Annotated in this window: 16 protein-coding genes; 14 read left to right on the forward strand and 2 right to left on the reverse strand. The window is 64.9% G+C overall.

Features of this window, described 5'->3' with window-relative positions:
- The first annotated feature begins 47 nt into the window (after positions 1-47).
- Together ACVI1L_RS21215 and ACVI1L_RS21220 are read left to right on the forward strand one after the other, a co-directional pair.
- A complete protein-coding gene (locus ACVI1L_RS21215; protein ID WP_456783692.1) occupies positions 48-1,091 on the forward strand; it encodes an alpha/beta fold hydrolase in 1,044 nt (347 codons plus the stop codon).
- Positions 1,092-1,117: 26 nt separating this feature from the next.
- Entirely contained in the window at positions 1,118-1,993 is an 876-nt protein-coding gene (locus ACVI1L_RS21220) for a PhzF family phenazine biosynthesis protein (protein ID WP_456783693.1), read from the forward strand.
- Positions 1,994-2,042: 49 nt separating this feature from the next.
- Here ACVI1L_RS21220 and ACVI1L_RS21225 read toward each other — a convergent pair whose 3' ends face one another.
- Positions 2,043-2,549 (reverse strand): winged helix-turn-helix transcriptional regulator, encoded by a 507-nt coding sequence (locus ACVI1L_RS21225; RefSeq protein WP_456783694.1) that lies wholly within the window; start codon positions 2,547-2,549, stop codon positions 2,043-2,045.
- A 206-nt stretch (positions 2,550-2,755) separates the two neighbouring features.
- Here ACVI1L_RS21225 and ACVI1L_RS21230 point away from each other — a divergent pair, with 206 nt between their 5' ends.
- The 12 genes from ACVI1L_RS21230 to ACVI1L_RS21285 all read left to right on the forward strand — a co-directional run bounded on the left by ACVI1L_RS21230 (position 2,756) and on the right by ACVI1L_RS21285 (position 15,259).
- Positions 2,756-3,394, forward strand: a complete 639-nt coding sequence (locus ACVI1L_RS21230) for a DsbA family protein (RefSeq protein ID WP_456783695.1) — start codon at positions 2,756-2,758, stop codon at positions 3,392-3,394.
- A 59-nt stretch (positions 3,395-3,453) separates the two neighbouring features.
- The gene (locus tag ACVI1L_RS21235; RefSeq protein WP_456783696.1) at positions 3,454-4,998 is read left to right on the forward strand and encodes a class I adenylate-forming enzyme family protein; all 1,545 of its coding nucleotides are present in this window, start codon (positions 3,454-3,456) and stop codon (positions 4,996-4,998) included.
- A gap of 51 nt (positions 4,999-5,049) precedes the next feature.
- Positions 5,050-5,787, forward strand: coding sequence for an SDR family oxidoreductase (locus ACVI1L_RS21240; RefSeq protein WP_076830559.1), 738 nt, complete (start codon positions 5,050-5,052; stop codon positions 5,785-5,787).
- Positions 5,788-5,799: 12 nt separating this feature from the next.
- On the forward strand, positions 5,800-6,981 hold the full coding sequence (locus ACVI1L_RS21245) for an acyl-CoA dehydrogenase family protein (RefSeq protein WP_456783697.1): 1,182 nt from the start codon (positions 5,800-5,802) through the stop codon (positions 6,979-6,981).
- Between the two features lie 96 nt (positions 6,982-7,077).
- The gene (locus tag ACVI1L_RS21250; RefSeq protein WP_456785574.1) at positions 7,078-8,208 is read left to right on the forward strand and encodes an acyl-CoA dehydrogenase family protein; all 1,131 of its coding nucleotides are present in this window, start codon (positions 7,078-7,080) and stop codon (positions 8,206-8,208) included.
- Positions 8,209-8,222: 14 nt separating this feature from the next.
- Positions 8,223-9,410 carry an acetyl-CoA C-acyltransferase gene (locus ACVI1L_RS21255; protein WP_168855810.1) on the forward strand — a complete coding sequence of 396 codons (1,188 nt, stop codon included), beginning with the start codon at positions 8,223-8,225 and terminating at the stop codon, positions 9,408-9,410.
- 21 nt (positions 9,411-9,431) lie between these two features.
- Positions 9,432-10,442: an NAD(P)H-dependent flavin oxidoreductase gene (locus ACVI1L_RS21260; protein WP_057019203.1), complete on the forward strand. Its 1,011-nt coding sequence runs from the start codon at positions 9,432-9,434 to the stop codon at positions 10,440-10,442.
- 12 nt (positions 10,443-10,454) lie between these two features.
- Positions 10,455-11,228 carry an enoyl-CoA hydratase-related protein gene (locus tag ACVI1L_RS21265; RefSeq protein ID WP_456783698.1) on the forward strand — a complete coding sequence of 258 codons (774 nt, stop codon included), beginning with the start codon at positions 10,455-10,457 and terminating at the stop codon, positions 11,226-11,228.
- A 40-nt stretch (positions 11,229-11,268) separates the two neighbouring features.
- A complete protein-coding gene (locus ACVI1L_RS21270) occupies positions 11,269-12,429 on the forward strand; it encodes an iron-containing alcohol dehydrogenase (RefSeq protein ID WP_253625628.1) in 1,161 nt (386 codons plus the stop codon).
- Positions 12,430-12,453: 24 nt separating this feature from the next.
- Entirely contained in the window at positions 12,454-13,260 is an 807-nt protein-coding gene (locus tag ACVI1L_RS21275; RefSeq protein WP_168855807.1) for a glutathione S-transferase family protein, read from the forward strand.
- 39 nt (positions 13,261-13,299) lie between these two features.
- Positions 13,300-14,001, forward strand: a complete 702-nt coding sequence (locus ACVI1L_RS21280; RefSeq protein ID WP_057019207.1) for an SDR family NAD(P)-dependent oxidoreductase — start codon at positions 13,300-13,302, stop codon at positions 13,999-14,001.
- A 55-nt stretch (positions 14,002-14,056) separates the two neighbouring features.
- A complete protein-coding gene (locus ACVI1L_RS21285; protein ID WP_229189132.1) occupies positions 14,057-15,259 on the forward strand; it encodes an ABC transporter substrate-binding protein in 1,203 nt (400 codons plus the stop codon).
- Between the two features lie 16 nt (positions 15,260-15,275).
- Here the strand turns inward: ACVI1L_RS21285 and ACVI1L_RS21290 are convergent, their stop codons facing one another.
- A complete protein-coding gene (locus ACVI1L_RS21290; protein ID WP_456783699.1) occupies positions 15,276-16,832 on the reverse strand; it encodes a glucosamine inositolphosphorylceramide transferase family protein in 1,557 nt (518 codons plus the stop codon).
- Position 16,833: the final 1 nt, after the last annotated feature.

Consider the following 16,833-nt stretch of genomic DNA (forward strand, 5'->3'; position numbering starts at 1 on the left):
TCGGCTACGGCATCACGAGATCGCCCCTGAGTTCTGGATTTGCCGAGATGCCCCTGAAAACCCTGTTTCACATCGCCGTCGCTGCGACCGTTGCGCTCGGATCGTCCAACGCCTTGGCGCAATCGGCCGCCGAGCCGGCCTACGGACCGGAATTGCAGGGCTTCGACTATCCCTATCCGGTGGAGCATTATCGCTTCAGCTCGCAGGGGCAGGAGCTCGACATGGCCTATCTCGACGTCAAGCCGGCGACGCCGAACGGCCAGACCGCGGTGCTGCTGCACGGCAAGAATTTCTGTGCCGCGACCTGGGACGGCACCATCAAGGCGCTCAGCGGCGCCGGCTATCGCGTGATCGCGATGGACCAGATCGGATTCTGCAAGTCCAGCAAGCCGGAGCGCTATCAGTTCACCTTTCAGCAGCTCGCCGGCAACAGCCGCGCGCTGCTCGCCTCGCTCGGGATCGCGCATTCGATCATGGTCGGCCATTCGACCGGCGGCATGCTGGCGATGCGCTATGCGCTGATGTATCCGGAGGCGACCGACCATCTGGTTCTGGTCGATCCGATCGGGCTGGAGGACTGGAAGGCCAAGGGCGTGCCGTGGCTCAGCCTCGACGGCTGGATGCAGCGCGAGACGCGCGTCACCGCAGACAGCATCCGCGCCTATGAGCGCGCCACCTATTACGCCGACACGTGGGATGCGTCCTACGAGACGTGGGTGCAGATGCTGGCCGGCATGTATCGCGGAGAGGGCCGCGCCGCCGTGGCGTCGAGCTCGGCGCGGCTCTACGACATGATCGCGACCCAGCCGGTGTTCTACGAATTCGAGCAGATCAAGCCGCCGACGCTGCTGTTTGTCGGCGACAAGGACACCACCGCGATCGGCAAGGACACTGCGCCGCCGGAGATCCGCAAGACGCTCGGCAATTATCCGGTGCTGGGCAAGGAGGCCGTGAAGCGGATCCCGCATGCGCAGCTGATCGAATTCCCCGACCTCGGCCATTCGCCGCAAATCCAGGCGCCGGCGCGCTTCCACGAGGCGCTGCTCGGCTGGCTGCAGCATCCGGAGACCGGCGCGACGCTGGTCAAGTAGGGACGGCGAGACAGGCGAGCGACATCATGGCGACAGCGGAACTGGTCAGCGTGTTCACAGTGGATGGGCAGGGCGGCAATCCCTGTCCGATCGTGGTGGATGCAAGCGGCATGAGCGCGTCCGAGATGCAGGACGTCGCCCGCCGCCATGGTCACGAATCCGGCTTCGTGTTGCCGGCGCAGAGTGACGATTTCGACGCCACGTTCCGCTTCTTCGTTCCGAATCACGAAATGGAAATGTGCGGCCACGCGACCATCGGCGCGCTCTGGCTGCTTGCGCGCCAGGGAAGGCTGCCGGCCAACACCATCCGGATCTCGACGCGCAGCGGTCCGGTCACCGGCTTCATCAGCCGTGATCGTCACGGCGAGCCGCGTGTCGAGATCACCCAGCCGGCCGGGAAGACCGTTCCGCTGACCACGGGGCAACGCGACGACGTGCTGCGGGCGCTCGCGGTCGGGCCGGAAGCGATCGACGCGGCGACACCGTGCAATGCCGTCACATCGCGGATCAAGACACTCGTTCCGATGCGTTCTCCCGACGCGCTGAATGCGCTCGATCCCGCGGCCGAGCAAGTCGAGGCGGTCTGCGGCCGGATCGGATCGACCGGGCTCTATCCATTCGCCGTGATCGACCGAAAGGCTCGCCTGTTCGAGGCGCGGCAATTCCCGCGCTCCTCAGGTTATCGGGAGGATGCCGCGACCGGCATTGCGGCCGCGGCGCTGGCGTTCGGCCTGCTCGACTACGGCCTGGTCGCTCCTGATGACGAGGAGATTCGAATCCTGCAGGGCAGGGCGATGGGGCGGCTGTCCGAGATTCGGGTCCGCATCGGCTTCGCTGGCGGCCGTGCCGTCGGCTGTCTGCTTGGCGGCAATGTTGCGCTGATGGCTGCGCCGTCACACTGAGCAGCCGCCAGCGCAAGGCGAGCCGGCTTCGTAAACAGTACATCCTGGTCTAATCAGCGGCACGCCTGGCCTGCTCCTGCGCCTTGGCGTGCACCGGTGATGATTTCCGCGCACCGGGGCCGGGATGCACGTGGACCGCCTTCGCGCTCAGCGGCTCGCCGCATTCCGAGCAGACCATGACGGGATCGAACATCTTCTTGCAGGTCTTGTGTTCGTGCAGCATCGGCCGGCCGCGCGAATCGACCATGTGGACGTTGCCCCAGTGCACGATCGACATGATGATCGGATAGAGGTCGAGCCCCTTCTGCGTCAGGATGTATTCGTAGCGCTTCGGCGCTTCCTGATAGGGGATCTTGCGCAGCACGCCGAACCGCACCAGCTTCTTCAGCCGGTCGGCGAGCAGATGCCGCGTGATCCCGAGCGAGGCCTGGAAGTCATCGAACCTGCGGATGCGCAGGAAACATTCGCGCAGGACCAAGAGGCTCCAGCGGTCGCCGATGACAGCCACCGTGCGGGCCACCGAGCACGGCTCCTCCTCGAGGGCATCCCATTTCATCAGCATCTCCTGCGGTCAGCAACGATATCGCTTAGTAAAATTCTAAAACAGAACTAACGTCATTTCAATAGGATGCGTCACCTGGAGCCGTGACTTGGTCATTAGATGACAAATATCATATTGACAGTTCTAAAATAGAACTTAAGGTCCCGGCTCGATCAACGCGGCGGCTGAGGGCTGCTGGTACTCAAAGGGAAGGGCGTTCCATGGTTGCTCCGCTCAAGGTCGAATTCCATTTCGATTTTGGAAGTCCGAACGCCTATCTGGCGGAGCAGGCGCTGCCCGAAATCGAGAAGCGCACCGGCGTGAAGTTCGACTACATCCCGGTGCTGCTCGGCGGCGTCTACAAGGCGACCGGCAACATGTCGCCCGGCGAGTCGCTGCGCGGCATCAAGAACAAGCCCGAATACAACGCGCTCGAGACCGAGCGCTTCCTGCGCCGCTACAACATCACGACGTTCAAGACCAACCCGTTCTTTCCGGTCAACACGCTGATGCTGATGCGCGGCGTCGTCGCTGCCGATTTCGAAGGGCTGTTCGAACCGTACTTTCGCGCCGCCTATCACCACATGTGGTCCGAGCCCAAGAAGATGGACGATCCGCAGGTGTTCCGCGAAGCGTTCCTGTCCTCCGGCCTCGATATCGACCGCATCATCGCCCGCGCCCAGCAGGACGAGGTGAAGAAGAAGCTGATCGACAACACCAGCAACGCGGTGGCGCGCGGCTCGTTCGGCTCACCGACCTTCTTCGTCGGCGACGAGATCTTCTTCGGCAAGGACAAGCTGCGCGAGGTCGAGGACGAGATCGTCGCGCAGCTGGCTGCGCCGCGACGCAAGACCGCCTGAGCGGGAAAATTCCTCAAGACAACAAATCAGGCCCAAAGGGCTGTCACAGGGAGGTTTCAGTGCAGGCGTCGACCCAGTTTGAAGGAAGTGTGGAAGGCTTGCCGAACCGCATCCACGAGGTGATCGATCACCACGTCGGGGCGACGCCGGATCATCCGGCGCTGATCGACGACAAGATGCGGCTGACCTACCGCGAGCTCGACCGAACGGTCGGTCGCGTTGCCGAGGCGCTGCGGGCGCTCGGCATCCGTGCGGGCGACCGCATGATGATCGTGAGCGAGAATTCGATCCCGCTCGCCTGCCTGCTGCTGGCGGCGAGCCGGCTCGATGTCTGGTCCATCGTGGTCAATCCGCGGCTGTCGCCGCGTGAACTCGACCAGATCAGGGATCACAGCGGCGCCCGCCGGGTGCTGCTGACCGCCGAGGTGTCGCAGGAGGCGGCTACGCATGCCGCACGCTATGAGGCGGCTGTGCAGGATGTCGGGCCGCTCCGCGGCATCGCCGTCACCGGCCTGAACCTGGCAACCGTGGCTGAGCCGGTCGAGGCCGACGGCGCCAACCAGGTCGCGGTTCTCATCTACACCTCCGGCACCACGGGCACGCCAAAGGGCGTGATGCTGACCCATCGCAATCTCTTGTTCAGCGCCCGGGCGACGGCAAGCTTCCGAAAGATGGCGGCCGATGACGTGCAGTATTGCGTGCTGCCGATCTCGCATATCGTCGGCATCTCGTTGCTGACCATGACCCTGATGATCGGCGCCACCGTGCGTCTGGTGGCGAAATACGATCCGGCCGCGCTGGTCAAGGCGATGACTGAAGAGGGCATCACGATCCTGAACGGCGTGCCCGCGACCTATCAGCGTCTGCTCGAATACCGGCGCAATGCCGGCCTGCCGAAGCTCGATCGCGGCCGGTTGCGGGTGATCTCGGTGGCCGGCGCGCCGCTCGACCTCGATCTCAAATCACGGGTCGAGCAGGAGCTCGGGCTGCCGCTGCTCAACGGTTACGGCATCACCGAATGCTCGCCGGGCATCTCCGGCGTCCGGCCCGACAATCCGCGGGCTGACCATGCGGTCGGCACCGTCATGCCCGGCCTCGAGGCCAAGCTGGTCGGCCGCGACCTCAAGCCGGTTGCGTCAGGCGAAGTCGGCGAGCTGCATGTTCGCGGCCCCAACGTGATGCGCGGCTATTACCGCGCGCCCGACCTGACGGCGAAGGCGATCGACCCCGACGGCTGGTTCAACACCGGCGATCTGGCCCGCTTCGAGAATGATGCGCTCTATATCGTCGGGCGGACCAAGGAGATGATCATCCGCTCCGGGTTCAACGTCTATCCGGCCGAGATCGAGGCGGTGCTGAGCACGCACGACGCCGTGGTGCAATGCGCCGTGGTCGGCCGGCCGGTCGAGGGCAACGAAGAGGTGGTTGCCTTTGTGCAACTGATCAAGGGTTCGACCGCCACGGTACAGGACCTGATGGCCCATATTGCCCCGCAACTCACCTCGTACAAGCGGCCGTCGGAGATTATCCTGATGGACGCGCTGCCCGCGACATCGACGGGCAAGCTGCTGAAGCACAAGCTCGCGGAGTCGCTGCGCGGCTGAGGCTGAGCCATCGCCGCGAGCCAGTTCACTCAAACAAGACCGGAGTACACCATGCAGAAGAGAAACAGGACGGTGGCCGTCATTGGTGCCGGTGATTTCATCGGCGGCGAGATCGCCAAGAAGTTCGCCTCCGAAGGCTTTACGATTTTCGCTGGCCGCCGCAACGGCGACAAGCTGGCGCCGCTGGTCAAGGAGATCGAGGCCGCCGGCGGCGAGATCCATGCGCGCTCGCTCGATGCGCGCAAGGAAGAGGAGATCACGGCCTTCCTCAACGACGCCGACAAGCATGCGCCGCTGGAGGTCTGCATCTTCAATATCGGGGCCAACGTCAATTTCCCGATTCTCGAGACCACCGAGCGCGTGTTCCGCAAGGTCTGGGAGATGGCCTGCTACTCCGGCTTCCTGGCCGGGCGCGAGGCGGCGCGGCTGATGATGCCGCGCGGCGAGGGCAACATTTTCTTCACCGGCGCCACCGCGTCACTCCGCGGCGGCAGCGGCTATGCCGCCTTTGCCAGCGCCAAGTTCGGCTTGCGCGCCGTGGCGCAGGCGATGGCGCGCGAGCTGGGACCGAAGAACATCCATGTCGCGCATCTGATCATCGATTCCGGCGTCGATACTGAATGGGTGCGGCAGCGCCGCATCGAGGCGCTCGGCCCGAACGCGCTCGACGATCCCGATCTCTTGATGCCGCCGGCATCGGTCGCGGGCGCCTATTGGCAGCTCTATCAGCAGCCGAAGAGCGCCTGGACCTTCGAGTTGGAAATCCGGCCCTTCGGCGAGAAGTGGTAGGGAGCCGGTCAGATGGAGCTCGCGCTATCCCCTGAAGATGCGGCGTTCCGCGATGAGGTTCGCGCCTTCATCAAGGACAACTACCCGGCGGAGATGCGCGTCGCCAATCCGGAGACCGATCTCTCCAAGGAGCAGATGCTGCTGTGGCATCGCATCCTGCACAAGAAGGGCTGGATCGCGCCGCTCTGGCCTAAGGAATATGGCGGGCCCGGCTGGTCGATCACCCGCCGCTTCATCTTCGAGCAGGAGACCACGCGCGCCGGCACCATGCCGCCGCTGGCGTTCAGCGTCACCATGGTCGGCCCGGTGATCTACACCTTCGGCAACGATGCGCAGAAGAAGAAATTCCTGCCGCGCATCTTGTCCGGCGAGGATTGGTGGTGCCAGGGCTATTCGGAGCCGGGCTCCGGCTCCGACCTCGCGACCGTCCGCACCAAGGCGGTGCGTGACGGCGACCACTACATCGTCAACGGCCACAAGACCTGGACCACGCTGGCGCAGCACGCCGACTGGATCTTCTGCCTGGTGCGCACCGATCCCACGGCCAAGCCGCAGTCCGGCATCTCGTTTCTCTTGATCGACATGAAGTCGCCCGGCGTCACCGTGCGCCCGATCATCACCATCGATGGCTCGCACGAGGTCAACGACGTCTTCCTGGAGAACGTGCGTGTCCCCGCCGAGAACCTGATCGGCGAGGAAAACAAGGGCTGGACCTACGCCAAATTCCTGCTCGGCAATGAGCGCACCAGCATGGCCGGCATCGGCCGCTCGACGCGCTACATCGCGCGGCTGAAGAAGATCGTGAAGGCGGAAATCCCCGAAGACGATCCGGCGCATCTGGAATTCATCCGGGACATCGCCCGCGTCGAGCTCGACGTGCTGGCGCTGGAGGCGACCGAGCTTCGCGTCGTCGCCCAGATGGCGCGCGGCATCGACCCGGGACCGGCCGCCTCGTTGTTCAAGATTCGCGGCACCGAAATCTTCCAGGATATCACCGAGCTGACGCATCGGGCGATCGGCAATTACGGGCTTGCGATCCGCGAGCATGCGGTCAGCGCCAACCACTTCATGCCGGGCCCCGACTACGGCCACACGGCGTCTGAGAAATATCTGAACTCGCGCAAGCTCTCGATCTACGGCGGGTCTAACGAGATCCAGCGCAACATCATCGCCAAGGCGGTGCTTGGACTCTAGAGCATGATCCGGAAAAGTGTGAAGCGGTTTTCCGAAGAGATCATGCTCAAACAAAGAAAGCGCATCTCATCGCGCTTTAACGGCAACGAGGATCGGATGGATATCCAGTTCACGGAAGAGCAGGAATTGTTGCGGTCCAGCGTCCAGCGGCTGCTGCGCGATCAGTATGATTTCGACGCCCGCCGCAAGATCGTCGCGAGCGAAGAGGGGTTTGGCCGCAAGCAATGGGCTGAATTCGCCGAACTCGGCCTGCTCGCCGCGCCGTTCTCGGAAGCGGTTGGAGGGCTCGGCGGCGGGCCGCTGTCGACCATGATCATCATGCAGGAGTTCGGCCGCCATCTCGTGGTCGAGCCATTCGTCGAGACGGTCGTCGTGGCGGGCGGCTTGATCGAGCAGGCAGGTTCCGACGCGCAGAGGCAGGCGTTCATCGCCGACATCATCGCAGGCACGAAACTTTGGGCGCTGGCCTGGACCGAGAAGGGTTCGCGCTTCGATCTCGCCACCGTCACCACCACGGCGCGCCGCGACGGCAACGATTACGTGCTCACCGGGGAGAAGACGGCGGTGCTGGCCGCGCCGTGGGCGGATTATCTGATCGTCTCCGCGCGCACCGCGGGCCATCGTCATGATCGCGGCGGCGTCAGCCTGTTCGTGGTCGATCGCCGCGCCGCCAATCTCGATCTGCAAAGCTTCAGGACGATCGATGGCCGAAGGGCGGCCGAGATCAGCCTGCGCGGCGTGCGCGCGGAATTGCTGGGCAGCGAAGGCGGGGGCGTCGCCGCGCTGGAAGCCTGCCGTAACCGCGCGATCGGCGCGCTCTGCGCCGAGGCGGTCGGCGCGATCGGCGAACTGAACGCCGCGACGCTGGACTATTCCAAGACGCGAAAGCAGTTCGGCGTCACGATCGGCAGCTTCCAGGTGCTGCAGCACCGGATGGTCGACATGTTCATTGCGCATCAGGAGGCGTTGTCGCTGATGCAGCATCTGAGCCTCAGTCTCAGCGACGATGAGGCCGGCGTGTCTCGGCTCGCCTCCGGCGCCAAGTCGAAGATCGGATATGCCGGCAAGTTCGTCGCCGACCAGGCGGTGCAGCTGCATGGCGGCATGGGCATGACCGACGAGCTCAATGTCGGCCATTACTTCAAGCGGATTTCCTCCATCAACATCCAGTTCGGCGATCCCGCCTATCACGTGCTGCGCTATACGCAGCTCGACGCGGTCGCCTAAGCCAGAGAGGCAACATGTCACAGGATGCAGTCATCGTTTCCACCGCGCGCACCGGCGTCGGCAAGGCCTATCGCGGCGCGCTGAACAACACCGACGGCCCGACTTTGGCCGGCCATGTGATGGCCGAAGCGGTGAAGCGTGCCGGCATCGCGCCCGGCGAGGTCGAGGACGTGGTGATGGGCTGCGCGATGCAGCAGGGTACCATGGTGATGAACGTCGCGCGCAAGGGCGCCATCCGCGCTGGACTTCCCGTCACGGTCGCCGGGACCACCATCGACCGGCAATGCGCCTCCGGCCTGCAGGCGATCGCGGTCGCCGCCCGCTCTGTCATGCTCGACGGCGTCGAGATCGCGATCGGCGGTGGCATCGAGTCGATCAGCCTGGTGCAGAACGAGCACATGAACAGGTTCCACGCCGTCGACGACGAGCTGATGGCGATGAAGCCCGAGATGTACATGTCGATGCTGGAGACGGCGGAAGTCGTCGCCGAGCGCTACGGGATCGGCCGCGACAAGCAGGACGAGTACAGCCTCGAATGCCAGCGCCGCGTCGGCGCCGCGTTGCAGGGCGGCCGCTTCAACGACGAGATCGTGCCGATCACGACCAAAATGGCCGTGGTCAACAAGGACACCAGGGAAGTCAGCTTTCAGCAGGTGACGCTGGCCAAGGATGAGGGCCCGCGGCCGGATACCACGGCGGACGGGCTCGCCAAGATCAAGCCGGTGTTCGAGGGCAAGACCATCAGCGCCGGCAATGCCAGCCAGCTCTCGGACGGCGCCTCGGCCTGCGTGATCATGAGCGACAAGGTTGCCGCGCAGAAGGGCCTGAAGCCGCTCGGCATCTTCCGCGGCTTCGTCGCCGCCGGCGTCGAGCCGGACGAGATGGGCGTCGGCCCGGTTGCCGCGATCCCGCGGCTCCTCAAGCGGCACAACCTCAAGATCGACGACATCGATCTCTGGGAGCTCAACGAGGCCTATGCGGTGCAGGTGATCTATTGCCGCGACAAGCTCGGCATCGATCCGGACAAGCTGAACGTCAATGGCGGCTCGATCGCGATCGGCCATCCCTACGGCATGACCGGGGCGCGGCTCACCGGTCACCTCTTGATCGAGGGCCGGCGGCGCAAGGCGAAATACGGCGTGGTGACCATGTGCATCGGCGGCGGCATGGGCGCGGCGGGCCTGTTCGAAATCGTCCACTGAGCGGAAACGCGGGAGAGACTTGTGAAGACAGCAATCACTGAACTGTTCGGCATCCAGCATCCGATCATCCAGGGCGGCATGCATTTTGTCGGCTTCGCCGAGATGGCGGCCGCGGTGTCCAATGCCGGCGGTCTCGGCATCATCACCGGCCTGACCCAGAAGACACCGGAGCTGCTGGCGAAGGAGATCGCGCGCTGCCGCGACATGACGGACAAGCCAATCGGCGTGAACCTCACCTTCCTGCCGAGCTTCACCGCGCCGCCCTATCCCGAATACATCGCGGCGATCCGCGAGGGCGGCGTCAAGGCGGTGGAAACCGCGGGCCGCAGCCCGGAGCAGTACATGCCGGCGCTGAAGGCGGCCGGCATCAAGGTGATCCACAAATGCACCTCGGTGCGGCATTCGCTGAAGGCCGAGAAGATCGGCTGCGACGCGGTCAGCGTCGACGGTTTCGAGTGCGGTGGCCATCCCGGCGAGGACGACATCCCGAACATGATCCTGCTGCCGCGCGCAGCGGACGAATTGAAGATCCCGTTCGTCGCCTCGGGCGGCATGGCGGACGCGCGCAGCCTTGTCGCGGCGCTGTCGATGGGCGCTGCCGGGATGAACATGGGCACGCGCTTCATCGCGACGAAGGAAGCGCCGGTTCATCCCAATGTGAAGCAGGCGCTGCTCGACGCCGACGAGCTCGACACCCGCCTCGTGATGCGCGCGCTACGCAACACCGAGCGGGTGCTGAAGAACAAGGGCGTCGATGAGCTGCTCGAGATCGAGCGCGAGAAGGGCGCCAGGCTGAAGATCGAGGATATCCACGAGCAAGTCGCCGGCGTCTATCCGAAGGTGATGATCGACGGCGAGATGGATGCCGGCGCCTGGAGCTGCGGCATGGTGGTCGGCCTGATCAATGACATCCCGACCGTCAAGGAGCTGATCGACCGCATCATGGCCGAAGCCGAAGCGATCATCCGGCAGCGGTTGACCGGCTTCCTCGACGGTAAGTTCGAAACCATGCCGGCCCGCGCGGTCGCCTGACGGGAGAGTGCCATGACCGAGCATGTCAAGGTTGAGATCACCGCCGGCGTCATGACGCTGACCTTGCAGCGGCCCGAGAAGAAGAATGCGCTGACCGGCGCCATGTATGACGCGATGTCGCATGCTCTGAAAGAGGCCGAGACCGATCCGGCCGTCCGCGTCATCCTGTTCCAGGGCGACGGCGACAGCTTCACCGCGGGCAACGACCTCGCCGACTTCGCGAGCCAGGCACGCGGCGAAAGCGTCGTCGATAGTCCCGCGCATCGCTTCATCGAGACCATCAGCAAGGTCGGCAAGCCGCTGGTCGCCGCCGTGCAGGGCAATGCGGTCGGCGTCGGCACCACCATGCTGCTGCATTGCGACCTGGTCTATCTTGCCGAGAATGCGCGGCTGATCACGCCGTTCGTCAATCTCGCGCTGGTTCCGGAGGCGGCGTCGAGCTGGCTGCTGCCGCTCAGGATCGGGCACGCGCGCGCCTATGCGATGTTCGCGCTCGGCGAGCCGATGGATGCGCAGGGTGCGCTGGCATCTGGTCTCGCCAACGCCGTGGTGCCGCAGGCCGATCTGCGCAAGAGGGCGCATGACGCGGCTGTCGCACTGACCAGGCGGCCGGCGGGGTCGCTCAGCATGACCAAGAAGCTGATGCGCGAGCAGCAGAAGATCGCGGCGCAGATCGCCGAGGAAGGCGTGCTGTTCAAGGAGCGGCTGACGACGCCCGAGGCGCGCGAAGCCTTTGCCGCCTTCGCCGAACGGCGTCAGCCTGATTTCACCAAGCTGTCGGCCTGACCGACAGCGGAACTCACGGACACATCGAGGGAGTGAAAGCATGCGCGTCACCGGCAGCCATCAATACCCGACCATGGAATCCGTGATCTACGGCAAGCCGGCGGCCGAAGCGCTGCGCGAGGAGGCCGAGCGGCTGGATGCCAGGCGCGTCTATCTGATCGCCAGCCGGACGTTGAACACCACGACCGACGAGATCGGGAAAATCCGTCAAGCCCTCGGCGACCGCCACGCCGCGACCTTCGACGGCGTGCCGCAGCACACGACGCGGGACGTGGTGACGCAGATCGCGCGGCAAGCCGGCGAGGCCAAGGCGGACCTCGTCGTCGCGATCGGCGGCGGCTCGGTGGTCGATGCGGCGAAGATCGTGCTGATGTGCATGGAGCACGAGATCTTCGAGCCTGATGGCCTCGACGGCTTCGAGACCACGCCGGACCGCCGCTTCGGGCCGTTCCGCACGCCGAAAGTGCGCATGATCGCGATCCCCAGCACGCTCTCCGGCGGCGAATACAATTCCGGCGCGCTGGTCACCGATACCAGCCGCAAGCTGAAGCAGATCTTCAACCACCCGATGATGATGCCGCGCAGCATCATCCTCGATCCCGCGATCACGAAATATACACCGGAGAAGCTCTGGCTCGGTTCCGGGACGCGGGCGATGGATCACGGCATCGAGGCGATCTGCTCCAGCCGCCCCAACGTGCTGGTCGATGCGGTGTGCCAGCAGGGGCTGCGCTATCTGCACGACGGTCTGCTGCGCACCAAGGCCCACCCCGACGACGCGGCGGCGCGGCTGAGCTGCCAGCTCGGCTCCTGGCTGTCGGCGTTCGGATTGCAGTCGCGGGTGCCGATGGGCGCCAGTCATGCCATCGGCCATGTGCTCGGCGGCACCTGCGATGTGCCGCATTATTTCTGCACGGCGGTGATGATGCCGAGCGTGCTGCGCTACAACCGCCCGGCGACGGAGGCAGCCCAGCAATCGATCGCCGCCGCGCTCGGCGCGCCGGGGCGCGACGCCGGCGAGGCGTTTGCGGCGTTCATCGCGGAGCTCGGCCTGCCGCGCCGGCTTGCCGATGTCGGCGTCGGCGAGGATCGGTTTGAGCTGATCGGCCGGAACGCCATGCTGTCGATCTTCACGCGGGCCAACCCGCAGCCGATCCGCGAGCCCGCCGACGTCGTCAAGATCCTGAAGCTGGCCGCCTGAGGCATCAGCACCGGAGCAGCCGCCATGGCCGCCTTGCGCATCTTCTCCTATCTGCCGAACCCACGGGTCTGGAAGGCGACCATCGCGGCGCGGTTCTGCGGCGTCGACGTCGAGGTCAGGGGCGCGTCCGGCAAGGAGTTGCGGGACTGGTTGTGGGACTATGATGCCCGCCCGCTGGCGGAGCATGAGCGCGCCTCGCTGTCGTCGCTGGCACGGACCGGGCGGGTCGGACTGACCGGGGCGCAACTGTTCAAGACCGATGCGTTCATGGCGGCGCAGCCGTTCGGTAATGTGCCGGCCGCGTTCGGCGCCGACGGCAAGGTCGGAATCTTCGAATCGAACAGCATCATGCGCACGGTGGCGCGGCTCGGCGAGGCGAAGTTCCCGCTCTACGGGCGCGACGCCTTTGAGGCGTCGCGGATCGACAGTTTTCTCGATGTAAGCCTGGTGTTCGCGCGGGACTCGCAAATCTATCTGCTGGCGCTCTCGGGCGGCACCGTCGATGCGGCCATTCATGCGCGCGCCAAGGATGCGTTCGCGATCTATGCGTCCGGCATCGAGCAGGCGCTGTCGCCGCGGCGGGAGGCGCTGGTCGGGAACGGTATCTCGATTGCCGACATCTGCTTTGCCGCCGAACTCGCGCTGTTCATGAATGAACATGCGCGGACCGAGCAGCTGAAAAAGCAAGGATTGGCGAAAATCCTGCATTCGGGCGTGCAGGATGAGTATCCGCTGATGTTCGCGCACTTTGGCCGCCTGATCGCGCATGAGCATGTCGGGCCGGACCTCAAGCCTTACGTCGAGAAGCTGCTGTCGAAGGCGGCCGCCTGACCATGAAGGCCATGAGCCGCAACGCGGAGGGTTGATCGCATGACCGCACCTGTCTCTCTGATATCCGGCGTTGGGCCCGGCACCGGTTCGGCGCTCGCCAGGAGATTCACTGAGGGCGGCTATCGCGTCGCGCTTCTCGCCAGGAACGAGGCGCGCCTCGCCGCGCTCGAAAAGCAGCTGCCGGGCGCAAAGGCCTATCGGTGCGACGTGTCCGATCCCGCGCAGGTCGAGGCGGTGGCCTCCGCCGTGGAGCGCGATCTCGGCAATCCCGCCGTGGTCATTCATAACGCCGTCGGCGGGGCGTTCGGCACCTTCCGCGAGATCGATCCAGAGATTCTCAATCGCAACTTCCAGGTCAACACGATGGGATTGCTGTACCTGGCACGGCGATTTGCCCCGGCGATGATCGCTGCCGGCAAGGGCGCCATCGTCGCGACCGGCAATACGTCGGCGTTGCGCGGCAAGGCCGGCTTCGCGGGGTTCGCGCCGACCAAGGCGGCACAGCGGATTCTCGCCGAGGCGATGGCCCGCGATCTGGGGCCGCAAGGTGTTCACGTCGCCTATCTCGTGATCGATGCCGTGATCGATCTGGAGTGGACGCGGAAGCGCTGGCCGGATCGGCCGGACGACTTCTTCATCAAGCCGAAAGCGATCGCCGACGAGGTCTGGCACGTCGCCCATCAGGATCGCAGCGCGTGGTCGTTCAATGTCGAGATCAGGCCGTTCGGCGAAGCTTGGTAGCGCCGCGCGCCGGTCGCAAGAGTTGGTCAATTCATAAAAGCTCAGGAGGAATTTCATGTTGTTGAAGACGTTTGCCGTGTCCGTTGCGATGCTCGCGGCGCTTGCCGCGGCTCCAGTCCGCGCCGAAACGCCGGGGGTATCGGAATCAGAGATCAAGGTCGGGGCGACGTTCCCGTTCAGCGGCCCGGCGTCTCCGCTCAGCAACACCGGCAAGGGCCTGATCGCCTACGTCCATTCCGTCAATGACCGCGGCGGCATCAACGGCCGCAAGATCAACCTCATCACCTATGACGATGCCTACACGCCGCCCAAGGCCGTGGAGCAGACCCGCAAGCTGATCGAGAGCGACGAGGTGGCGTTCCTGTTCAGCCCGCTCGGCACGCCCGGCATCGGTGCGACCATTAAATACGTCACCGCGAAGAAGGTGCCGCATCTGTTCGTCGTCAGCGGCGCGACCAAGTTTACGAATTTCGCGGAATTTCCGCTGACCACCACGGGACTGCCGAGCTACAACACCGAAGGCAAGATCTACGCAAAATACATTACGCAGACGGCGCCCGATGCGAAGATCGCGATCCTCTACCAGAACGACGATCTCGGCCGCGATTTCGTCGCCGCGTTCAAGGAGGTGTTGAAGGCCGATTTCGACAAGAAGGTGGTGACGTCTCCCTATGAGGTCACCGAGCCGACCATCGAATCCCGCGTGGTGACGTTGAAGGCGTCGGGTGCGCAGGCGTTCCTGATCGCCGGCACACCGAAATTCGTGGCCCAGGCGATCAAGAAGGCGAACGAGATCGGCTGGTCGCCGCTGACCATCGTCAACTATGTGTCGAGCTCGGTGTCCGCGACCATCGTGCCGGCGGGCGCGGACAAGGCGGTGGGCGTTGTCGTGGCGACCATCACCAAGGATCCGAACGACAAGAAGTGGGCCGACGATCCCGGCATGAAATGGTATCGCGCCCATTTCGAGAAATATCTCCCAGGCGCCGATATCGGCGACAACAACTATCTGTTCGGCACCCAGCAGGGCCAGATCCTGGAGCAGGTGCTGAAGCAGTGCGGTGACGACCTGTCGCGCGAGAACATCGTGAAGCAGGCGCGCAACATCAGAGGGCTCGTGCTGCCGACGCTGATGCCGGGCATCGCCATCAACACAGGCCCCGACAACAGCATGGCCTATACGCAGCTTCAGCTGCAACGCTGGACCGGAAGCTCATGGGAGCAGTTCGGCGGCGTGCTGAGTGCCGACCTGAACTGAACCGGGTCGACCGAGGCTAGTGGAGCCGTCGCGCGATCGGCTTCGCCAGCGTGCCTTGCCACTCCCGCTGCGCTGGTCGGTCGCTTGACCGCAGGCTGTTCAGCAAGGCGGTGGTCTTCGGCTGGACCCGCGAGCCGTCGATCACCTCGAGCCGGCCGCAGCGGTTGAGCGTGTGCAGCTTGCGTCCGGTCCACAGCGGCCCGGGTTTGAGCAGATGGCGCACGGCCTGCCGGTAGGTCGTCGGCGACAGTTCGAGCACTTCCGCAAGTCCGAGCGCCGCGCCGTATCCGTTGCTGCAGTCCTGCACCGGCCGCCACAGCTTGCCGTTGATGGTCACGAAATTGCCGGCCGGCCGCGTCGTCGCGCGATCCATCAGGATCGGATTGCTTGCATGCGGCCGCCACGGCCCGAACAATTGCTCGGCGTAATAGATCGCCAGCGTGTCGGAATATCCGCCGGTGCCGTCGCGCCAGGCTCCGAACATGTAGTAGAGGCCGTCATGCTGCGTGATGGTCGCGTCGGCGAGTTCGAGCCCGGACAGCAGCGTGCCCTGCCGTTCCCACTTGTCGGGAAAGCGAACGCATTTGTAGATCGGGACATCGCGATGCGCGGTGCTTTCCGGGATCATCCACAGCTCGCCATTGTTCTCGATCAGGAACGGGTAGGACAGGTGCCACGGCTCTTCGAGCACCGGCAGCACCGTGCCGACCGGACCGTTGCCGTCGAATTCGATCGCGGAGATGATGCCCTTGCCGGTTCGGTGGTCGAGGTCCTCGAAGAACACGAAGGTCCTGCCCTGCCACTTCACCGGGACGGGATCGGCATAGAAGTGATTGCCGGGATCGCCGAGCACGTTCCAGGCAGGTCCCGACAGGTCACCGGTCCGCCAGATATCCGCGTCGTCGGCGTAGCGCCAGCCGACATGCCAATGCGGCGCGTAGCAGCAAAGACGATAGATCTCCTTCGCGATCGAGGTCGCGACGCCGCGCAGGACAAAGGGCGCGGGATTTCCCGGCGCGCTGCCGGTCGCCGGCACAGCCAGTTGCGGCACCAGCCGCGGAGCCCCCGACAGGATCGGCGGCAGCATGGACAGGGTGCGCGCCATCACCGTTTCGAGCCCGCCGCTCAGGCCGGTGGCGATTTCCGCCGAGGGATGGCCGCGGTCCATGACCGTGCCGTCGAGCTCGTTGACGATTTCAATCACCGGCAGGTCGCCGGCGAGAATGGCGGCCAGTGCGGCGGCTTCGCCCGCCTGTCCGTTGAAGCGTGGACGGAGATAGAGCCTGGCGGAGCAGTTCGGGTCCCGCTCGGCAGTGGTGAAGTCGACCACCACATCGGGGTTGCCCATGCGCGGCCGTTCCGCAATCGTCTTCAGCCTGTCGACATCACCCGCCTTGCCCTTGCGCAGCACGATGCGTTCGAGCTCGAACAGCATGTCGAGGCCGGCGGGCCTCGGCCCCGGCGTCGTCGTCCAGGCGATCTGAACGGGAATATCCTGATCGCTGACGCGCAGCGTCTCGCGACGCATCCAGAGTCGCGCCTGCGCGCGATCGCAGCGAAACTCGATAATCATG

It is taken from the genome of Bradyrhizobium sp. USDA 4516 (genome assembly GCF_054055915.1).